Raw genomic sequence first — 15,596 nt, forward strand, 5'->3', positions numbered from 1 at the left:
CACGGCCTTTTTTAGGAGATCCACCGGAAAGATCAGTTGTAATAACTTGCAACTTACGGTGTTGTTGGCGATTCTAGGAAGACAACCGCTACCTGTAAAATATCTTGATTCTGGTACATCGATACTTTAAAAGTATCTTATGAGCAAGAATCCAGCAGCGAGGATCAGCGCGACACGTAATGGACGTTGGCCACTGGATTGATACCGGGTAGGCATCGGTTCCACGCAAATTCGGCGTGGACGTATCTCGACTCCACTGCTGGAATGCGGTCTGGCGCTAACCCCGTGCGCTCTAAGGGGTTAGCCGCTGAGCGTGCGTTTTTGACGGAAGGTCCCAAGGCGCCATTGCCTCGCGGATCAGCGCGACGTGCGGATGATGACCTTGCCGCGCGCATGACCGCCGGCCACCTGCTCAAGCGCCGCGCGGGCGTCATCCAGCGGATGGATTGTGTCGAGGATCACCTGGAGCCGTTTGTCGTCGAAGCGCTTGAGAATCAGCGTCAATGCCGCAGCATCCCCGCTGAAGAATGCGAAGACGCCGTGGATATCTCCACGCGGCTGTATCGTGTGATCGACGATCGACACCACCGTCCCGCCCGGCCTTGTCGCTCGCCACGACCGCTCGAGGGTCTCCCCACCAATCGTGTCGATGACCAGGTCCAGGTCTCGCCAACGCTCTGCAAAGTCATCACGGCGGTAATCGATGACTTCGTCCGCACCCAATTCTTTGACCAGTGTGTGGTTCTTTGCAGAAGCCGTGGCTAAGACGTGCGCACCTGCCTGCCTTGCGAACTGGACGGCGAAGCTGCCCACGCCACCGGCTGCCGCGTGAATCAGCACGCGCTGCCCCGCCCTTAACTTTCCAGCCCCAAACAGTGCCAGCCAGGCCGTACCTGCTGCCGTCGGCAACGCTGCGGCCTGCTCGTAGCTCATCTCTGCAGGAACCAGGCACAACGCGCTTGCAGACAGCAGGGCAGACTGTGCGAAGGCACCCCCCGCCGTCGGCGCGAGCCTCCCCACGACGCGGTCACCAGGCTTGAACCGGCCAACCTTTGGACCCGCGGCTTCAATCACACCGGCGAGGTCAGTACCTAACGTATAGGGCAAAGTGACAGGAAAGACAGGCTGCATGGACCCGCCAAGGATTTTCAGATCCAGCGGGTTCACGCTCGCCGCCTCGACGCGAACCAGGGCCTGACCGTCACCCGGTGTGCCCAGGACGGCGTGTTCAATATCCGCCCGGCTGGCGCCGCCGAATGCGTGGATGCGAAGTGCTTTCATCAAATACTTTCCCCGTTAATCGCCGAGTGGAGGGAAGCTTCCAAGTTGCAGGAAAACGCCAAACCAGTCTTCCAGGTGCCAGGTTCGCTGGATACGCGTCTCATGGAATTCGTGGAACTCGTGGATGCGGATGCTGACCTTTTTTCCGGTTGCCGCAATGCCGAAGAGTGGCCCCAGATGGGTACCCGTTATCTCAGCCCGTACACCGATACGCCCGGGTACCTGAATCAAGTCGTGAGTGGCAATATGAACGTCCGGCAGGGCTCCGATGAAGCTGCGGATGATCGGTTTCAAACCCTCGGGTCCCGGGCCTTGCCCGGGCGCCAGCGGAATGTCATCCCAGTCGGCAGTCACAGCGCTGTCCAGCAGGTCAGGGTTCTTGTCGTTGAATGCGCGATACAAGGTTTCGACGGCGCGGCGCTCAGCCATCATTTGTGTGGTGTCGGTCATTTGTCCGGCTTTCGGTGGTTGAAGTGGAAGAAGGCCGATTCTGGTCGGCCGATGAAAATCCGTCCAACAAATGACTCATATACAGTTATATTTGATTCATGGATTTTCATGGCATTGATCTGAATCTGCTCGTGGCGTTTGACGCGCTGATGGACGAGTGCAATGTGACCCGCGCAGCCGCGCGGGTAGGCGTGAGCCAACCTGCCATGAGTGCCGCGCTGTCACGTCTGCGAACGTTGTTTGGCGACCCGCTGTTCCTGCGCAGCGCAGAAGGACTTCTGCCGACAGCGCGTGCCAGGGAAATCGTGGGGCCCGTGTCGCAAGCACTGCGGCAAATCAAGACAGCTCTCGTGCAAGAACCGGGCTTCGAGCCCGAGCAGGCATCTCTGGTATTCAACCTTGGGCTGTCCGACTATCCGGCTTTCGTACTGCTGCCCGCACTTGTCAGGGAGCTGGCGCGCGCGGCGCCGGGAATATCGCTGAGCGTGCACGCGATTAACAATCGGGATAGTGCGGTCGACATGCTGGACGCAGGAACGATTGATGCGGCAGTTGGCGTCCCGCCGACCCATGCAGAGAGCCGGATATTGACACGGCCTGTTCTGAGAGACGAGTTCGTGACCATCGTTCGCCGCGACAACCCGGCAGTGAAGCGAAGCATGGGTCTGAAGGCATTTCTTGCGCTGCCTCATGTACTCGTGTCACCGGAGGGTGATCGCCACGGCCTGGTTGACGAGGCGCTGGCCAGGCTGGGAAAACGCCGCACCCTCGCACTGACGCTTCCGCAGATGTTTGCCGCGCCCGCGGTGGTGGCCCAGACAGATACCACGGCGACGGTAATGAAGCGCGTGGCCCTCAATTCCCCGGCTCTGCGCAAGCTGGTCTTGTTTCCGCCGCCTGTTGCGCTGCCAGAAGTTGTCTTCGACCTCATCTGGCATCGACGGAACGATGCACATCAGGTGCAGCAATGGCTCAGGGAATTGATCGCATCACTTGCTTCGGCTGCCTAGAATAGTAAAACCCGCCAGTCGCTTCACCGTGACGAATTTCAGTGAAGTTGGGCTTTGAAACGCTGCGGCGTGCCTGCGCGACAACGGCAGACAAGAAAAACCATGATTGGTGCGGCTGGCGGGGATCGAACCCACGACCCTTGGCTTCGGAGGCCAATACTCTATCCACTGAGCTACAGCCGCAACGCTGGAAACGGTTTGCGCCGGATTGCGGCCGAGGGGCGCGAAATCAGGGCAATTTGCACTGTGCGGGCGATTCACGCCGCGCAACGCCTGCGATTCTACCAGCCGGCCACGGCGCTCCCCGGCCTCTGCAAGCCCCCAGTTATAATGTGAGGTTGCTGAGCAAGCGCTGCCCAAGAGCGCCATATCACCACGCGATAGCCCCCCGATTCTTAGTTTTTTGAGGACGCCATGAGCGCAAACGACCACACCACGGCCCACGAAGAAGCCCATACTGGCCCCATCAAGACCCCCCAGCAACTGCTGGCCGCGGTTTTTTTCTCTTTTGTCGTTCCTGTTTTCGCCATCATCGGCCTGGTGTATTACGTCGCTTCGGCCAACAAGCCAGCTGCGGGTGCGGACGAAGGCGCCAAGGCGGTTGCGCAGCGCATCCAGAAGATCGGTGCGGTTGAAATCCGTGATGCCAACCGCCCCCTCAAATCGGGCGAAGAAGTCTACAAAGCACAGTGCGTCGCTTGCCATGGCACTGGCGCAGCCGGTGCGCCGAAGTTTGGCGATACGGGTGCCTGGGCAGCCCGTATCAAGACCGGTTTTGACGCGCTCTGGCACTCCGCCCTGAAGGGCAAGGGTGCCATGGGCGCCCAAGGCGGCGGTGATTTTGAAGACGTCGAAATTGGCCGTGCAGTGGTTTACATGACGGCTGCCGCAGGCGGCAAGTTTGCAGAGCCAGCCGCCCCGGCTGCTGCTGCCGCTACGGCACCCGCAGCAGCCGCCGCACCGTCGGCAGATGTGGTCGCCGCACTCGCTGCAGCCAACAAGACGGCAGCGCCGGCCGCCGGTGCAACGCCGGCTGCTGCCGGTGGCGCCGCACCCGCGCTGTATGGCCAGGTCTGTGCGGCCTGCCACGTGGCCGGCGTTGCCAATGCACCCAAGCTGGGCGACAAGGCCGCATGGGCTCCCCGGATTTCCGCAGGTGTCGAGGCTCTGACGGCCAGCGTTGTCAAAGGCAAGGGTGCCATGCCACCCAAGGGCGGCTCGGCTGCCCCCGATGGCGAAATCAAGGCCGTGGTGCAGTACATGGTCAATGCGTCCAAGTAAACACAGCAAGGAAATCCAGCCCAAAAAAAGCCGGTCAATGACCGGCTTTTTTAATGGAATCTTGATGAGAAATTCAAAGGAAAATGGGTTGGAGCCCAAGCATGACGGGCGCAAGCAGCTACTTTTTTTGTAGCAACTGCGGGCTTCGCACATAGCCGAACCGGCGCGACAAATCGCTGGCCAGGACCTCCTCGGGCACCCACAGGCCCTGCTCTATCGCGTCAGCCGCATGCGTCATGTCCTGGGTATGAACGAGGCCAAAACCCAGGTTGGTTTCCAGGTAGACCCTGCCGGATCCGTCCACGATGCAGCGCTGCGGCCGCGCCGTTTGACCGGAATGGGCCGTGACCTCAAACATAGGCGCGGGGGCGACACGCCAGATCAGCGGCGTCGCTTCGAGCTCCACATACACGCGCTGCGGCCCATTCTGGAAGAACCACTGGCCAGCAGCATCGCTTTCATAATTCCGCTGAATGAAATCGATCAGCTTGTCATGCTTGAGCAGCGAGCCCTTGCTGGCCGCATGGCGCGCGGCATCCAGGCCAGGCGCGCCGCCAAAAGGCCCGGCAGCCTGGGCCCTCTCATCACGCATGTACCAGTTACCGCGTGCGTCCAGTCCCAGCCAGCCGTAGCAGTCGGGAACATTGGGCCATTTGGCAATGGCCTGCCTGACGATGTCATCCATGCCGCTATTTTGCGCTGCACACGGCAGGTGCGATGCGGGCAGGGTTATGGGTAAGCATTAGAGATGTGCAGCCAGGAAACCGGTGACCGCTTCCGGCATGGCACGCACATGGCCGGGAAATGGCGGAGAAGGAAATCCAACATGACCGCCCTGTGCCGGCTGCCAAAGCGTGACATGGCTGCCGGCCTCTGCGGCTTGCGGCAGGCTGCCGGCCGGCACAAAGGGATCGTTCAACGCGTTCAGGGCCAGCGCCGGCACGGCAATGCTGCGCAAATGCGGCTTGGCAGATGCACGCAGCCAGTAGTCATCCGCATCCTTGAACCCATGGACAGGCGCAGTGAATACATTGTCGAAAGCGTACAAGTCGCGCGCGGCCAGTAATCGGTCGCGGTCAAAAAGGCCTGGGTGCTGCTCCAGTTTTTTCAGCGCCTTCGGCACCATGGTTCTCAGGAACATGCGGGTGTAGACCTGCCGGTTGAACCCTCGGCCAATGGCCCAGCCACTGGCCGTCAGGTCCAGCGGCGAACAGACGGACGCAATGCCGCTAACCACCTGGCGGGCCTCTGCGCCGAGCTCGCCGGCCCAGCGCATCAACGCATTGCCGCCCAATGAAATGCCCACGGCAACGACCGGCCCGGGATGGGCCTGCGCAAAACGCCGCAGTATCCAGTCGATCTCTGCAAAATCTCCTGAGTGATAGGCCCGCGGCGCCAGGTTCAATTCACCGGAACACCCCCGGAAGTGTGGAATGGCGCAGCCCCAGCCGCGCTCGCGGGCCACATCGGCAAGCGCTTCGGCGTAGTGGCTGGCAGATGACCCCTCAAGCCCATGAAATACCACCAGGAGTGGCACTTCCTTGCGCGCGTCCTTGCGTCTCACCTCGATGGATTCGCTTCCCGCCGGAGAAATCTCCGGAAGCCCCGACGAAGGCTCATTTCCATCGAGCATCCAGTCAACGTCGACAAAATCGTTGTCAGGGGTATCCCAGCGCTCCCGGCGAAACACGGGCGGCGGGCCCAGGTAGCGGCGTGACCGCAGCGCAGCCCAGATGGTTTGCAAATTGCCGCCCGGCAGCCACCAGGGTGCTGCGTATTTCATCGCAGGCCCTTCAGTGCAGGACGGTCGGTGTTTCCGACACTTCCTGCATTTCTCGCGGCGTGCCGGGACTGGCATGGTGGGCCACCATGCGCCAGCCTTGCGCACCCTTGTGATACACATTGGTGGCAATCACGTAAGCATGCCGCGGCCCTTCATCGGTCAGCACTTCGATGCGTTCCAGCACGCTGTGCACGCAGGCGCTCATGGTCTCGACCTTTCGCACCTTGATGGCCTGGGCATTGATGGTGCCATTGGCAAACATGGCGTCGAAAGTGGCGCGTATGGCCGCCGGGCCCACCAGCCGGGCGCCACCCGGGTGCACACAGACGATGTCGTCGTCATCGCCCCAGCAGGCCATGAGCTTTTCGATGTCGCCGCTTTGCAGCGCCTCATAGAAAGCCGCCTCGATGTCATCGGCGTTGCCGCTGCTGGCGGGCGGGACTTTGGGTTTGGGCATGGGAAGGCGTCAGTCCGGCTTGGCGTTGGGTGGTGAATTCTGCTCGGGATTGAGCCTTGCAGCAAGCCACGAGCGTACGACACCTTGCATGCTGTTGTCTTGCGGCCCGGCGCGCCGGCCGTTTCCACCGCTCTGGTTAGCCTGCCAAAGCAGTTCAGGAGCGGCCACATGGGTGCCCGGCGGCAAAACCTGCAGCGCGGCGTCGATAAATTCTGCCAGCTTGGCAGGACGCACCGGCTGCTCGGCTGCGGGAATCATGAACTTGAGGGTTGACAGCATCCATGACGCCGTCTTCTCGAAAAAATTGGCGCCCGCAATACCTTCGGTCTTGCGCGCCGAGCGCACCAACAACACGCGTTCAAAACCCAGCGAAGCCACGGCTTGCTCATCGAGGTCGGCCAGTCCGCGCTTGAGGGCATCGGGTAAACGCCCCGAAGCGTGGGGCACCACCACAACCAGTGTCTGTGCGCCACAGCGTTTCAACCAGCGGGCCAGCACCGGTAGTTGTCCCGGCACGGGCGTCCACAGTGTGCGCTCACGCCCATAAAAAAGCCGTGGCGGCTCAAACATGACCAGGCCGGTATGAACAAGCTGAGGCCGCGCGGGCCACGCGTCGATCGCTGAAGCATCACCTGCCAGCACAATCCCCACGCCGGCCATCCCGGTGGTCATGGTTTCAGTAGCCAGCACCTCGGTGTGTGCATAACGGCCGCTGCCGACAAGGCGGCGCAACACTTCATTGCCCAGCACGCCGGTCGCGCCGGCAATCATCAGACGCGATTTCGGGGCTGCCGCCGCCAAGGGGCGCAGGTTGGCCTGCAGAGCTTGCAATGCCTGTACGGACACGGGGGAATGAGGCCTCATCGACATTCGACTATGTTAGTGTTGCAGCTTGCATTTTCGAAAGACATCGCCATGAAATCCCGCTTTTTAAACCTGTTCCTTGTCAGCATGCTGGGCCTGCTCCTCACGGGTTGCGGCTACAACGACTTTCAGCGCCTCGACGAACAAACCAAATCGGCTTGGTCTGAAGTGCTGAACCAGTACCAGCGCCGTGCCGACCTGGTGCCCAACATTGTGGCCACGGTCAAGGGCGAAGCCGCTTTTGAACAGGACACCCTGACCAAGGTGATTGAAGCACGCGCCAAGGCCACCTCCATCCAGGTGACACCGGAAACCCTGAACGATCCGGCAGCCTTCAAGAAATTCCAGGCGGCGCAGGGCGAACTCGGCAGTGCGCTGAGCCGCCTGATGGTGGTCAGTGAACGTTACCCCGACCTCAAGGCCAACCAGGGCTTTCGCGACCTGCGCGTGCAGCTGGAAGGCACCGAGAACCGCATCACCGTAGCGCGCAACCGTTATATCCAGGCGGTCCAGGAATACAACGTGCTGGCACGCAGCTTCCCGAGCAACCTGACGGCCATGGTCTTCAGCTACAACGTCAAGCCGAACTTCACCGTGACCAACGAGGCGCAGATTTCCGCGCCTCCTGTGGTGGACTTCACCAAGAAATAAGTCTTTGCGAAACTTGCCGTGCAGCAACTAGCGGGTTGGACATCGGGCCGCAACCTACGCTGGATGGCGGGCTTGTTGCTGGCCGTGTGGCTGCCCCTTGCGGCCTGGGCGCAAGGCGTGCAGCCGGTGCCGGCCCTCACGGCGCACGTCATGGATAGCACCGGTACGCTGGACGCTACGCAGCGCGCGGCACTGGAAGCCAAACTCGCTGCGTTCGAACAAAGCCGCGGGGCACAAGTGGTGGTGCTCATCGTGCCCAGCACCCAACCCGAGGACATCGCCGCTTATGCCCAGCGTGTGGGCGACACCTGGAAGATCGGGCGCAAGAGCGTAGGCGATGGGCTGTTGCTGGTTGTGGCCAAGAATGATCGCAAGGTCCGTATCGAGACCACCAAGGCGCTGGAAGGCGCCATTCCGGACCTCGCGGCGCGCCAGGTGATAGACACCGCCATCACCCCGCGCTTCAAACAGGGTGACTTTGCCGGTGGGCTGAATGCCGCGGCCGACCAGATCATGGCGCTGATCAGCGGCGAAAACCTCCCGGCGCCTGAGCAGAAAAGTGCTTCGGGCATGGCTGACAGCGGCTTCGAGTGGACCGACCTCGCGGTGTTCCTGTTCTTTGCCGTGCCGATTGGCGGGCGCCTGGCCGCCGGCGTCTTGGGGCGCAAGCTGGGCTCCATCGCCACCGGCGGTGCCGTCGGCGTACTGGCCTGGGTGTTCACCAGCAGCCTGATTGTGGCCGGCCTGGCGACTGTGGCGTGTATGGTGTTCGCGCTGGTGACCAGCCTGGGTGCCCTGGGCCGGGGCGGCCGCTCTTCGGGTGGATGGAACACCGGCGGCTTTGGCGGCGGCAGCAGCGGAGGGAGCTGGGGCGGAGGCAGCAGCAGTGGCGGCGGGTTCAGCAGCGGCGGTGGCGGTGATTTCGGCGGCGGCGGCGCATCAGGCGACTGGTAGGCACATGCCCAATAAACTCAAGACCATCCTCAAGCACCTCTGGCTGGACGCCTCCGATGCCCAGCGCGCGATTGCACCCGACATGCTCAACCAGCTGGCCAGCCGGGTGGCGGCCAGCGAGCGGCGGCACAGCGGCGAAATACGGATATGCGTGGAGGCTTCGTTGCCCATCAGCTATCTGTGGCGGATGAACAAGGAAAACACCATCGCACGGCTGACGCGCCAGCGCGCCCTCACGATGTTCGGCAAGCTGCGGGTATGGGACACCGAACACAACAACGGCGTGCTGATTTATTTGCTGCTGGCCGAGCACGCCATTGAAATCGTGGCGGACCGCGGCGTGGCGCGCCATGTGAATCAGGCGCAGTGGCAGGCCATGGTGGTGCGCATGGCCCAGGCATTCAGGGAGAACCGGTACGAGGACGGATTGACGCAGGCACTGGAAGAAACCTCGGCGCTGCTGATGGCGCACTTCGCCATCGATGGCACGCAGGGCGACGCACCCGACAATCCCAACGAACTGCCCGACGCACCCTGGCTGCAATAGCCGGTTGGCAGGTACCGCAGGCCTGTCGCCGATAGCGTCGCGTCAGGGCGCCAGAACCACGACCAACACAAAGAGGGCGACTGCCGCGAGCACAACCCGCGTCAGCCAGGCTTTGCGCGCGCGTCTGGCCCGACGCTCCGGCGACGCTTCTTCTCCCCATATCAGGCTGTCTAAAAGACTGTCCATTTCGCACCTCGTTGCTGGCTTGAACCCGTCACAACGATAAGGGAGCAGCCCGGGCCATGGCTGTCATTTAGCGTGTCCAGTTGTTACCTTGCTGGCTCAGCCCAAGCGTTTTTTCGGAAAACGCTCCCTATTTGATAGCTGCTTGCGCTCACCCTGTATGGGCTGGAGGCCTTTTTTCGCTCAAATAGCGGAAGCACGCCCGGTTTCCGCATGGTGCAATGGGAACGTCGCGCCGCAGCCACTCATGGCTGCGGGAAGCTACTTCATCGACGTCCGCTTCTGCTCGCTGCGCGCCGATTGCACTACCTTCTCGATAAAACAAACGCCGCGCCCTCCGTCCTCGACCCACGGATGGTCGGCGTCTAGCGGATCAGCCGTTCGCCCGGCGTACGCGTGCGGATATCGGCCGCCCCAAGGTAGACATTCGCAAAGGTTCCAATGAAGGACTCGGGTGGCCAGCCAGTTGGCCCGCTACGCAGAGGGAGCACAAAACAACCATCTTCGTCATTTTCAGGAATGACTGTGAGCGCTTCGCCAACTGCATGAGCGGGCAAATTGATTCGAATTTCTCCAGATCGAAGCGCCCATAAAAAACCGGCCCTTTGGCCGGTTTTTCCTGAAGCATGGAGGCTTATTACTTTTTCTGGCGGTATTTGCGCAAAGCGGCAATCTGGGCGGCCATGACGGCGAGCTCGGACTGGGCCATGGCAATATCGATATCGCTTTTTGCGTTTTTCAACGCTTCTTCAGCAGCTGCCTTGGCTTCCAGCGCCTTGGCTTCGTCCAGGTCCTTGCCGCGAATGGCGGTGTCGGACAGCACGGTGACACAGTTCGGTTGCACTTCAAGCAAGCCGCCGGCCACGAACACGAATTCTTCGCTGCCGTCAGCCTTTTCGATGCGCACGGCGCCCGGCTTGATGCGGGTGATCAGCGGGGTGTGGCGCGGGTAAATGCCCAGCTCGCCGGCCTCGCCGGGCAAAGCGACAAAGTGCGCTTCACCGGAGAAGATGGACTCTTCCGCGGAGACCACGTCGACGTGAATGGTGGTTGACATAAACGCTCCTTAATGGAAAAAAGTTGCAGGGCCTGAGCCCTTAAACCTTCTTGGCCTTTTCGAACGCTTCGTCAATCGTGCCGACCATGTAGAACGCTTGCTCGGGCAGGTGATCGCACTCGCCGGCCACAATCATCTTGAAGCCGCGAATGGTTTCAGCCAGGCTGACGTACTTGCCGGGGGAGCCGGTAAACACTTCAGCCACGTGGAAAGGCTGCGACAGGAAACGCTGGATCTTGCGGGCGCGGGCTACGGCCAGCTTGTCTTCGGGAGCCAGTTCGTCCATGCCCAAAATCGCAATAATGTCGCGCAGTTCCTTGTAGCGCTGCAGCGTGCCCTGCACGGCGCGGGCCGTGGCGTAGTGGTCTTCGCCCACGACGTTCGGATCCAGCTGACGGCTGGTCGAGTCGAGCGGGTCAACCGCAGGGTAGATACCCAGCGAAGCGATGTCACGCGAAAGCACCACGGTGGAGTCCAGGTGGGCAAAGGTCGTGGCAGGCGACGGGTCGGTCAAGTCATCGGCAGGAACGTAAACGGCCTGGATGGAAGTGATGGAGCCAACCTTGGTGGAGGTAATACGCTCTTGCAGGCGGCCCATTTCTTCGGCCAGCGTAGGCTGGTAACCCACGGCGGAAGGCATACGGCCCAGCAGTGCGGACACTTCGGTACCGGCCAGCGTGTAGCGGTAGATGTTGTCCACGAAGAACAGCACGTCGCGGCCTTCGTCACGGAAGGATTCGGCGATTGTCAGGCCGGTCAACGCCACGCGCAGACGGTTTCCTGGGGGCTCGTTCATCTGGCCGTAGACCATGGCCACTTTGGATTCGCCGAGGTTCTCGAGGTTCACGACGCCGGAGTCGGCCATCTCGTGGTAGAAGTCATTGCCTTCGCGGGTACGTTCACCCACACCGGCAAACACGGACAGACCCGAGTGCGCCTTGGCGATGTTGTTGATGAGTTCCATCATGTTCACGGTCTTGCCGACGCCGGCGCCGCCGAACAGGCCCACCTTGCCGCCCTTGGCGAACGGGCAAACCAGGTCGATCACCTTGATGCCGGTTTCCAGCAGTTCCTGCGATGGCGACAGTTCGTCGTAGGCAGGCGCCTTGCGATGGATGGGGGCGGTCAGCGTCTGGTCGACCGGGCCGCGCTCGTCGATGGGCGCGCCCAGCACGTCCATGATGCGGCCCAGCGTGGCTTTGCCCACGGGAACCGTGATGTTGGCGCCGGTGTTGTACACCATGTTGCCGCGGCGCAGGCCGTCGGACGTGCCCAGCGCGATGGTACGCACGATGCCGTCGCCCAGCTGCTGCTGGACTTCCAGCGTCAGCGCGGAGCCTTCCATTTTCAACGCGTCATAGATCTTGGGCATCTGGTCGCGCGCGAATTCCACGTCAACCACCGCACCAATACACTGAACAATCTTGCCTTGAGCTTGAGCCATGATTGAATCCTCTTTCGTTTCTTTAAATCTTTAAATCGGGTGTGGCGGCCTAAACCACTATCAGACCGCTGCAGCACCGGCAACGATTTCCGAAAGTTCTTTCGTGATCGCCGCTTGACGCGTTTTGTTGTACACCAGCTTGAGTTCGCCGATCACGCTGCCGGCGTTGTCCGTTGCGGCCTTCATGGCCACCATGCGGGCAGACTGCTCGGACGCCATGTTCTCGGCAACCGCCTGATAGACCAGCGCTTCCACATAACGGATCAGCAAATCGTCGATCACGGTCTGTGCGTCAGGCTCGTAGATGTAGTCCCAGCCATGCTGGTCCTTGTCGGCCTGCAAGTGTGCGGCCGTCAAAGGCAGCAGTTGCTCGACCACAGGCTCCTGGCGCATGGTGTTGATGAACTTGGTGTAGCACAGGTACACCGAATTGATCTTGCCTTCGCTGTACGCGTCGAGCAGCACCTTGACGGGGCCGATCAGCTTTTCCAGGTGAGGCTTGTCGCCGAGTTGCGTCGCATGCGACACCACCTTGGCGCCCACACGGTTCAGAAAACCGAGGCCCTTGTTGCCGATGGCCACAGCCTTCGCATCATGGCCGGCGGCCTGCACTTCCTTGAGCTTTGAGGTCACGGCGCGCAGCACGTTGGTGTTCATGCCGCCGCACAAGCCCTTGTCAGTCGTCACCACGATGAACCCGGTGGCCTTGGCGTCGTTGGACTCCATGAACGCATGGGTGTATTCGGGGTTGGCCTGACTCAGGTTGGCGGTAATGTTGCGGATCTTGTCGCTGTAAGGACGGGCAGCGCGCATCCGCTCCTGCGCCTTGCGCATCTTGGAGGCGGCCACCATCTCCATGGCCTTGGTGATCTTCTTGGTGTTTTCCACCGATTTGATCTTGCCGCGTATTTCCTTGCCTGCTGCCATATGGATTCCTAAGGGGTTCCTGAGGGTTGCTTAATTACTTGCTTGACGATGAGGTCAGGCGAGATCAGGCAAACGACTTCTTGAACTCGGCCACAGCCGCGTTCAGTTCAGCCTCAGCATCCTTGTCCATGGCCTTGTTGGCTTCGAGCTTGGCCATCAGGGCCGCGTTCTTGTCCTTCAGGAAGGCATGCAGGCCGTGTTCGAAAGCCAGGACCTTCTTGACTTCGATGTCGTCCATGAAGCCCTTGTTCACTGCGAACAGCGTAGCGGCCATGTTGGAAATGGACAAAGGCGAGTACTGGGCCTGCTTGAGCAGCTCGGTCACGCGGGCACCGCGGTCCAGCTGCTTGCGGGTGGCTTCGTCCAGATCGGAAGCAAACTGCGCGAAGGCAGCCAGTTCACGGTATTGGGCCAAGTCGGTACGGATACCGCCGGAGAGGTTCTTGATCAGCTTGGTCTGGGCGGCGCCGCCGACGCGGGACACCGAGATACCGGCGTTAATGGCGGGACGAATACCGGCATTGAACAGGCTGGTTTCCAGGAAGATCTGGCCGTCGGTGATCGAGATCACGTTGGTTGGCACGAAAGCGGACACGTCGCCGGCCTGCGTTTCGATGATCGGCAGCGCGGTCAGTGAACCGGTCTTGCCTTTGACGGCACCCTTGGTGAAGTCTTCAACGTACTTTTCGTTCACGCGTGCTGCGCGCTCGAGCAGACGGCTGTGCAGATAGAACACGTCGCCGGGATAGGCTTCGCGTCCTGGCGGACGGCGCAGCAGCAGTGAGACCTGGCGGTAAGCCACGGCCTGCTTGGACAAATCGTCATACACGATCAGCGCGTCTTCGCCCCGGTCGCGGAAGTATTCGCCCATGGTGCAGCCAGAGTAGGCGCTCACGTACTGCATGGCGGCTGATTCGGAAGCGGAAGCCGCCACGACGATGGTGTATTCCATCGCGCCGGCTTGCTCGAGCGAGCGCACCACGTTCTTGATCGAGGAAGCCTTCTGGCCAATCGCGACGTAAACGCAGGAAACGCCTTTACCCTTCTGGTTGATGATGGCGTCGATGGCCACGGCGGTCTTGCCGGTCTGGCGGTCGCCGATGATCAGTTCGCGCTGGCCGCGGCCGACGGGCACCATGGAGTCGATGGACTTCAGGCCGGTCTGCAGGGGCTGGTCAACGGATTTACGGGCGATCACGCCGGGCGCAACCTTTTCAATCACGTCGGTGAGTTTGGCATTGATCGGGCCTTTGCCGTCAATCGGCTGGCCCAGTGCGTTGACCACACGGCCAAGCAGCTCAGGACCCACAGGCACTTCCAGAATACGGCCCGTGCACTTCACGGTGTCGCCTTCGGCGATGTGCTCGTACTCGCCCAGAATCACGGAGCCGACAGAGTCGCGCTCCAGATTCAGCGCCAGGCCATAAGTAGGCGTGCCGTCGGCGGTTGCGGGGAATTCCAGCATTTCGCCTTGCATCACGTCGGACAGGCCGTGGATGCGGACGATACCGTCGGTCACCGACACCACGGTGCCCTGGTTGCGGACATCGGCACTGGCTGTCAGGCCTTCGATGCGGCTCTTGATCAGTTCAGAAATTTCTGCGGGATTGAGTTGCATGACTCTTTCCTTCTTTCTATGTTGTTGGCTAAAAACCGGGGCGCGCCTGAGCGCAAGCTCAGGAAATCAGCGCCACTTTCATTTGCTCTAAACGGGCTTTGACCGAGGTGTCCAACACCTCGTCACCCACCACGACACGTACGCCACCGATCAGCGCCGGCTCAAGCTCAACCGACAGGTTGAGCTTGCGGCCAAACCGCTTTTCCAGCGTTGTTGCCAAATCGGACAGCGCAGCGCCTTCCAGCGGAAATGCGCTGTAAACGGTGGCGTCCGAAGAACCACTTTGCGCATTTTTCAGTGCGCGAAACTGTGCGGCGATTTCCGGCAGGACGCTGATGCGGCCGTTCTCGATCACGGTCCGCAAGAAGTTCTTGGCGGCTTCCGGCAGCTTCGTTTTGGCCACCCCGGAAACTACGTCAAACGTCTGGTTCACCGTCACGCTGGGGTTGCCCGCAAATTGCTGCAACTGCACGTTGGCGGCAATGGCTGCAAGCTCATCGAGCCAGACGGCAGTACCGCCCAGGTCGGAACCAGAGGCCTTGAACAACGCTTCAGCGTAGGGACGGGCAATGGTGGCTAGTTCGGCCATGTTTTACGCTCGCTTAAAGTTCGGTCTTCAGGCGACCCAGCAAGTCAGCATGCACACCGGCATTGACTTCCTTGCGCAGAATCTGCTCTGCACCCTTGACGGCCAGTGCGGCGACCTGCTCACGCAGGGTCTCGCGGGCCTTGACGGTTTGCTGCTCGGCCTCAACCTTGGCGGCGGCAATGATCTTGCTGCCTTCTTCGGTTGCGCGGGCCTTAGCCTCTTCAATCAGGGCCTGGGCGCGGCGCTCGGCTTCCGCCAGGCGCACTGCCGATTCGTTGCGCGATTTGGCCAGTTCTTCTTCCACGCGCTTGTTGGCAACGGAAAGTTCAGACTTGGCTTTATCGGCAGCGGCAAGGCCGTCGGCGATCTTCCGGGCGCGTTCGTCGAGCGCAGCTGCAATCGGTGGCCACACGAATTTCATCGTGAACAGCACCAGAATCGCAAACACGACGAGCTGCGCAAAGAATGTGGAGTTAATACTCACAGCGGCACCTCTGTAG

At 61.1% G+C, this 15,596-nt stretch carries 18 protein-coding genes and 1 tRNA gene; 5 read left to right on the forward strand and 14 right to left on the reverse strand.

Translation table 11 applies throughout. The features are described 5' to 3' along the window. Positions 1–357: 357 nt before the first annotated feature. Positions 358–1,281: an NADP-dependent oxidoreductase gene (locus ACXJKE_RS16015; protein WP_457281570.1), complete on the reverse strand. Its 924-nt coding sequence runs from the start codon at positions 1,279–1,281 to the stop codon at positions 358–360. A 15-nt stretch (positions 1,282–1,296) separates the two neighbouring features. After that, entirely contained in the window at positions 1,297–1,731 is a 435-nt protein-coding gene (locus ACXJKE_RS16020; RefSeq protein ID WP_457281571.1) for an ester cyclase, read from the reverse strand. A 98-nt stretch (positions 1,732–1,829) separates the two neighbouring features. On the opposite strand from ACXJKE_RS16020, the gene ACXJKE_RS16025 reads away from it, so the two are divergent. Then, positions 1,830–2,741 (forward strand): LysR family transcriptional regulator, encoded by a 912-nt coding sequence (locus ACXJKE_RS16025; protein WP_457281572.1) that lies wholly within the window; start codon positions 1,830–1,832, stop codon positions 2,739–2,741. A 107-nt stretch (positions 2,742–2,848) separates the two neighbouring features. Here ACXJKE_RS16025 and ACXJKE_RS16030 read toward each other — a convergent pair. After that, positions 2,849–2,924, reverse strand: a tRNA-Arg gene (locus tag ACXJKE_RS16030). 231 nt (positions 2,925–3,155) lie between these two features. On the opposite strand from ACXJKE_RS16030, the gene ACXJKE_RS16035 reads away from it, so the two are divergent. Then, positions 3,156–4,022 carry a c-type cytochrome gene (locus tag ACXJKE_RS16035; RefSeq protein ID WP_457281573.1) on the forward strand — a complete coding sequence of 289 codons (867 nt, stop codon included), beginning with the start codon at positions 3,156–3,158 and terminating at the stop codon, positions 4,020–4,022. A gap of 118 nt (positions 4,023–4,140) precedes the next feature. Here the strand turns inward: ACXJKE_RS16035 and ACXJKE_RS16040 are convergent, their stop codons facing one another. The 4 genes from ACXJKE_RS16040 to ACXJKE_RS16055 are packed head-to-tail and all read right to left on the reverse strand — an operon-like array spanning position 4,141 to position 7,126. Next, positions 4,141–4,707 carry a DUF2946 family protein gene (locus ACXJKE_RS16040; RefSeq protein WP_457281574.1) on the reverse strand — a complete coding sequence of 189 codons (567 nt, stop codon included), beginning with the start codon at positions 4,705–4,707 and terminating at the stop codon, positions 4,141–4,143. Between the two features lie 57 nt (positions 4,708–4,764). After that, on the reverse strand, positions 4,765–5,805 hold the full coding sequence (locus ACXJKE_RS16045; RefSeq protein WP_457281575.1) for a YheT family hydrolase: 1,041 nt from the start codon (positions 5,803–5,805) through the stop codon (positions 4,765–4,767). A gap of 10 nt (positions 5,806–5,815) precedes the next feature. Then, the gene (locus ACXJKE_RS16050) at positions 5,816–6,262 is read right to left on the reverse strand and encodes a YybH family protein (protein WP_457281576.1); all 447 of its coding nucleotides are present in this window, start codon (positions 6,260–6,262) and stop codon (positions 5,816–5,818) included. Between the two features lie 9 nt (positions 6,263–6,271). Next, positions 6,272–7,126 carry a hypothetical protein gene (locus tag ACXJKE_RS16055; RefSeq protein WP_457281577.1) on the reverse strand — a complete coding sequence of 285 codons (855 nt, stop codon included), beginning with the start codon at positions 7,124–7,126 and terminating at the stop codon, positions 6,272–6,274. Between the two features lie 51 nt (positions 7,127–7,177). Between ACXJKE_RS16055 and ACXJKE_RS16060 the strand changes: the two genes are divergently transcribed. The 3 genes from ACXJKE_RS16060 to ACXJKE_RS16070 all read left to right on the forward strand — a co-directional run bounded on the left by ACXJKE_RS16060 (position 7,178) and on the right by ACXJKE_RS16070 (position 9,278). Further along, positions 7,178–7,777, forward strand: coding sequence for a LemA family protein (locus tag ACXJKE_RS16060; RefSeq protein ID WP_457281578.1), 600 nt, complete (start codon positions 7,178–7,180; stop codon positions 7,775–7,777). 63 nt (positions 7,778–7,840) lie between these two features. Then, positions 7,841–8,731 (forward strand): TPM domain-containing protein, encoded by an 891-nt coding sequence (locus ACXJKE_RS16065; protein ID WP_457281662.1) that lies wholly within the window; start codon positions 7,841–7,843, stop codon positions 8,729–8,731. Positions 8,732–8,735: 4 nt separating this feature from the next. Next, positions 8,736–9,278 (forward strand): TPM domain-containing protein, encoded by a 543-nt coding sequence (locus ACXJKE_RS16070; RefSeq protein WP_457281579.1) that lies wholly within the window; start codon positions 8,736–8,738, stop codon positions 9,276–9,278. Between the two features lie 42 nt (positions 9,279–9,320). Here ACXJKE_RS16070 and ACXJKE_RS16075 read toward each other — a convergent pair whose 3' ends face one another. The 7 genes from ACXJKE_RS16075 to ACXJKE_RS16105 form a co-directional block, all read right to left on the reverse strand. Then, on the reverse strand, positions 9,321–9,464 hold the full coding sequence (locus tag ACXJKE_RS16075) for a hypothetical protein (protein WP_457281580.1): 144 nt from the start codon (positions 9,462–9,464) through the stop codon (positions 9,321–9,323). 634 nt (positions 9,465–10,098) lie between these two features. After that, positions 10,099–10,518: a F0F1 ATP synthase subunit epsilon gene (locus ACXJKE_RS16080; RefSeq protein ID WP_457281581.1), complete on the reverse strand. Its 420-nt coding sequence runs from the start codon at positions 10,516–10,518 to the stop codon at positions 10,099–10,101. Positions 10,519–10,558: 40 nt separating this feature from the next. Continuing rightward, positions 10,559–11,962 carry a F0F1 ATP synthase subunit beta gene (atpD, locus tag ACXJKE_RS16085; RefSeq protein ID WP_293400292.1) on the reverse strand — a complete coding sequence of 468 codons (1,404 nt, stop codon included), beginning with the start codon at positions 11,960–11,962 and terminating at the stop codon, positions 10,559–10,561. A gap of 60 nt (positions 11,963–12,022) precedes the next feature. Continuing rightward, a complete protein-coding gene (atpG, locus tag ACXJKE_RS16090) occupies positions 12,023–12,889 on the reverse strand; it encodes a F0F1 ATP synthase subunit gamma (RefSeq protein WP_457281582.1) in 867 nt (288 codons plus the stop codon). A 64-nt stretch (positions 12,890–12,953) separates the two neighbouring features. After that, positions 12,954–14,507 (reverse strand): F0F1 ATP synthase subunit alpha, encoded by a 1,554-nt coding sequence (atpA, locus tag ACXJKE_RS16095; RefSeq protein WP_457281583.1) that lies wholly within the window; start codon positions 14,505–14,507, stop codon positions 12,954–12,956. A 58-nt stretch (positions 14,508–14,565) separates the two neighbouring features. Next, positions 14,566–15,096: a F0F1 ATP synthase subunit delta gene (locus tag ACXJKE_RS16100; protein ID WP_457281584.1), complete on the reverse strand. Its 531-nt coding sequence runs from the start codon at positions 15,094–15,096 to the stop codon at positions 14,566–14,568. 13 nt (positions 15,097–15,109) lie between these two features. Beyond that, positions 15,110–15,580 (reverse strand): F0F1 ATP synthase subunit B, encoded by a 471-nt coding sequence (locus ACXJKE_RS16105; RefSeq protein ID WP_457281585.1) that lies wholly within the window; start codon positions 15,578–15,580, stop codon positions 15,110–15,112. Between the last annotated feature and the right edge of the window lie 16 nt (positions 15,581–15,596).

The sequence above is a fragment of the Polaromonas sp. P5_D5 genome, assembly GCF_054049435.1.

What these genes read in the sequence shown, in the direction of transcription:
- ACXJKE_RS16015 (WP_457281570.1), bottom strand. Translation starts at nt 1,281, where the DNA reads ATGAAAGCACTTCGCATCCACGCATTCGGCGGCGCCAGCCGGGCGGAT.
- ACXJKE_RS16020 (WP_457281571.1), bottom strand. Translation starts at nt 1,731, where the DNA reads ATGACCGACACCACACAAATGATGGCTGAGCGCCGCGCCGTCGAAACC.
- ACXJKE_RS16025 (WP_457281572.1), top strand. Translation starts at nt 1,830, where the DNA reads ATGGATTTTCATGGCATTGATCTGAATCTGCTCGTGGCGTTTGACGCG.
- ACXJKE_RS16035 (WP_457281573.1), top strand. Translation starts at nt 3,156, where the DNA reads ATGAGCGCAAACGACCACACCACGGCCCACGAAGAAGCCCATACTGGC.
- ACXJKE_RS16040 (WP_457281574.1), bottom strand. Translation starts at nt 4,707, where the DNA reads ATGGATGACATCGTCAGGCAGGCCATTGCCAAATGGCCCAATGTTCCC.
- ACXJKE_RS16045 (WP_457281575.1), bottom strand. Translation starts at nt 5,805, where the DNA reads ATGAAATACGCAGCACCCTGGTGGCTGCCGGGCGGCAATTTGCAAACC.
- ACXJKE_RS16050 (WP_457281576.1), bottom strand. Translation starts at nt 6,262, where the DNA reads ATGCCCAAACCCAAAGTCCCGCCCGCCAGCAGCGGCAACGCCGATGAC.
- ACXJKE_RS16055 (WP_457281577.1), bottom strand. Translation starts at nt 7,126, where the DNA reads ATGAGGCCTCATTCCCCCGTGTCCGTACAGGCATTGCAAGCTCTGCAG.
- ACXJKE_RS16060 (WP_457281578.1), top strand. Translation starts at nt 7,178, where the DNA reads ATGAAATCCCGCTTTTTAAACCTGTTCCTTGTCAGCATGCTGGGCCTG.
- ACXJKE_RS16065 (WP_457281662.1), top strand. Translation starts at nt 7,841, where the DNA reads ATGGCGGGCTTGTTGCTGGCCGTGTGGCTGCCCCTTGCGGCCTGGGCG.
- ACXJKE_RS16070 (WP_457281579.1), top strand. Translation starts at nt 8,736, where the DNA reads ATGCCCAATAAACTCAAGACCATCCTCAAGCACCTCTGGCTGGACGCC.
- ACXJKE_RS16075 (WP_457281580.1), bottom strand. Translation starts at nt 9,464, where the DNA reads ATGGACAGTCTTTTAGACAGCCTGATATGGGGAGAAGAAGCGTCGCCG.
- ACXJKE_RS16080 (WP_457281581.1), bottom strand. Translation starts at nt 10,518, where the DNA reads ATGTCAACCACCATTCACGTCGACGTGGTCTCCGCGGAAGAGTCCATC.
- atpD (WP_293400292.1), bottom strand. Translation starts at nt 11,962, where the DNA reads ATGGCTCAAGCTCAAGGCAAGATTGTTCAGTGTATTGGTGCGGTGGTT.
- atpG (WP_457281582.1), bottom strand. Translation starts at nt 12,889, where the DNA reads ATGGCAGCAGGCAAGGAAATACGCGGCAAGATCAAATCGGTGGAAAAC.
- atpA (WP_457281583.1), bottom strand. Translation starts at nt 14,507, where the DNA reads ATGCAACTCAATCCCGCAGAAATTTCTGAACTGATCAAGAGCCGCATC.
- ACXJKE_RS16100 (WP_457281584.1), bottom strand. Translation starts at nt 15,096, where the DNA reads ATGGCCGAACTAGCCACCATTGCCCGTCCCTACGCTGAAGCGTTGTTC.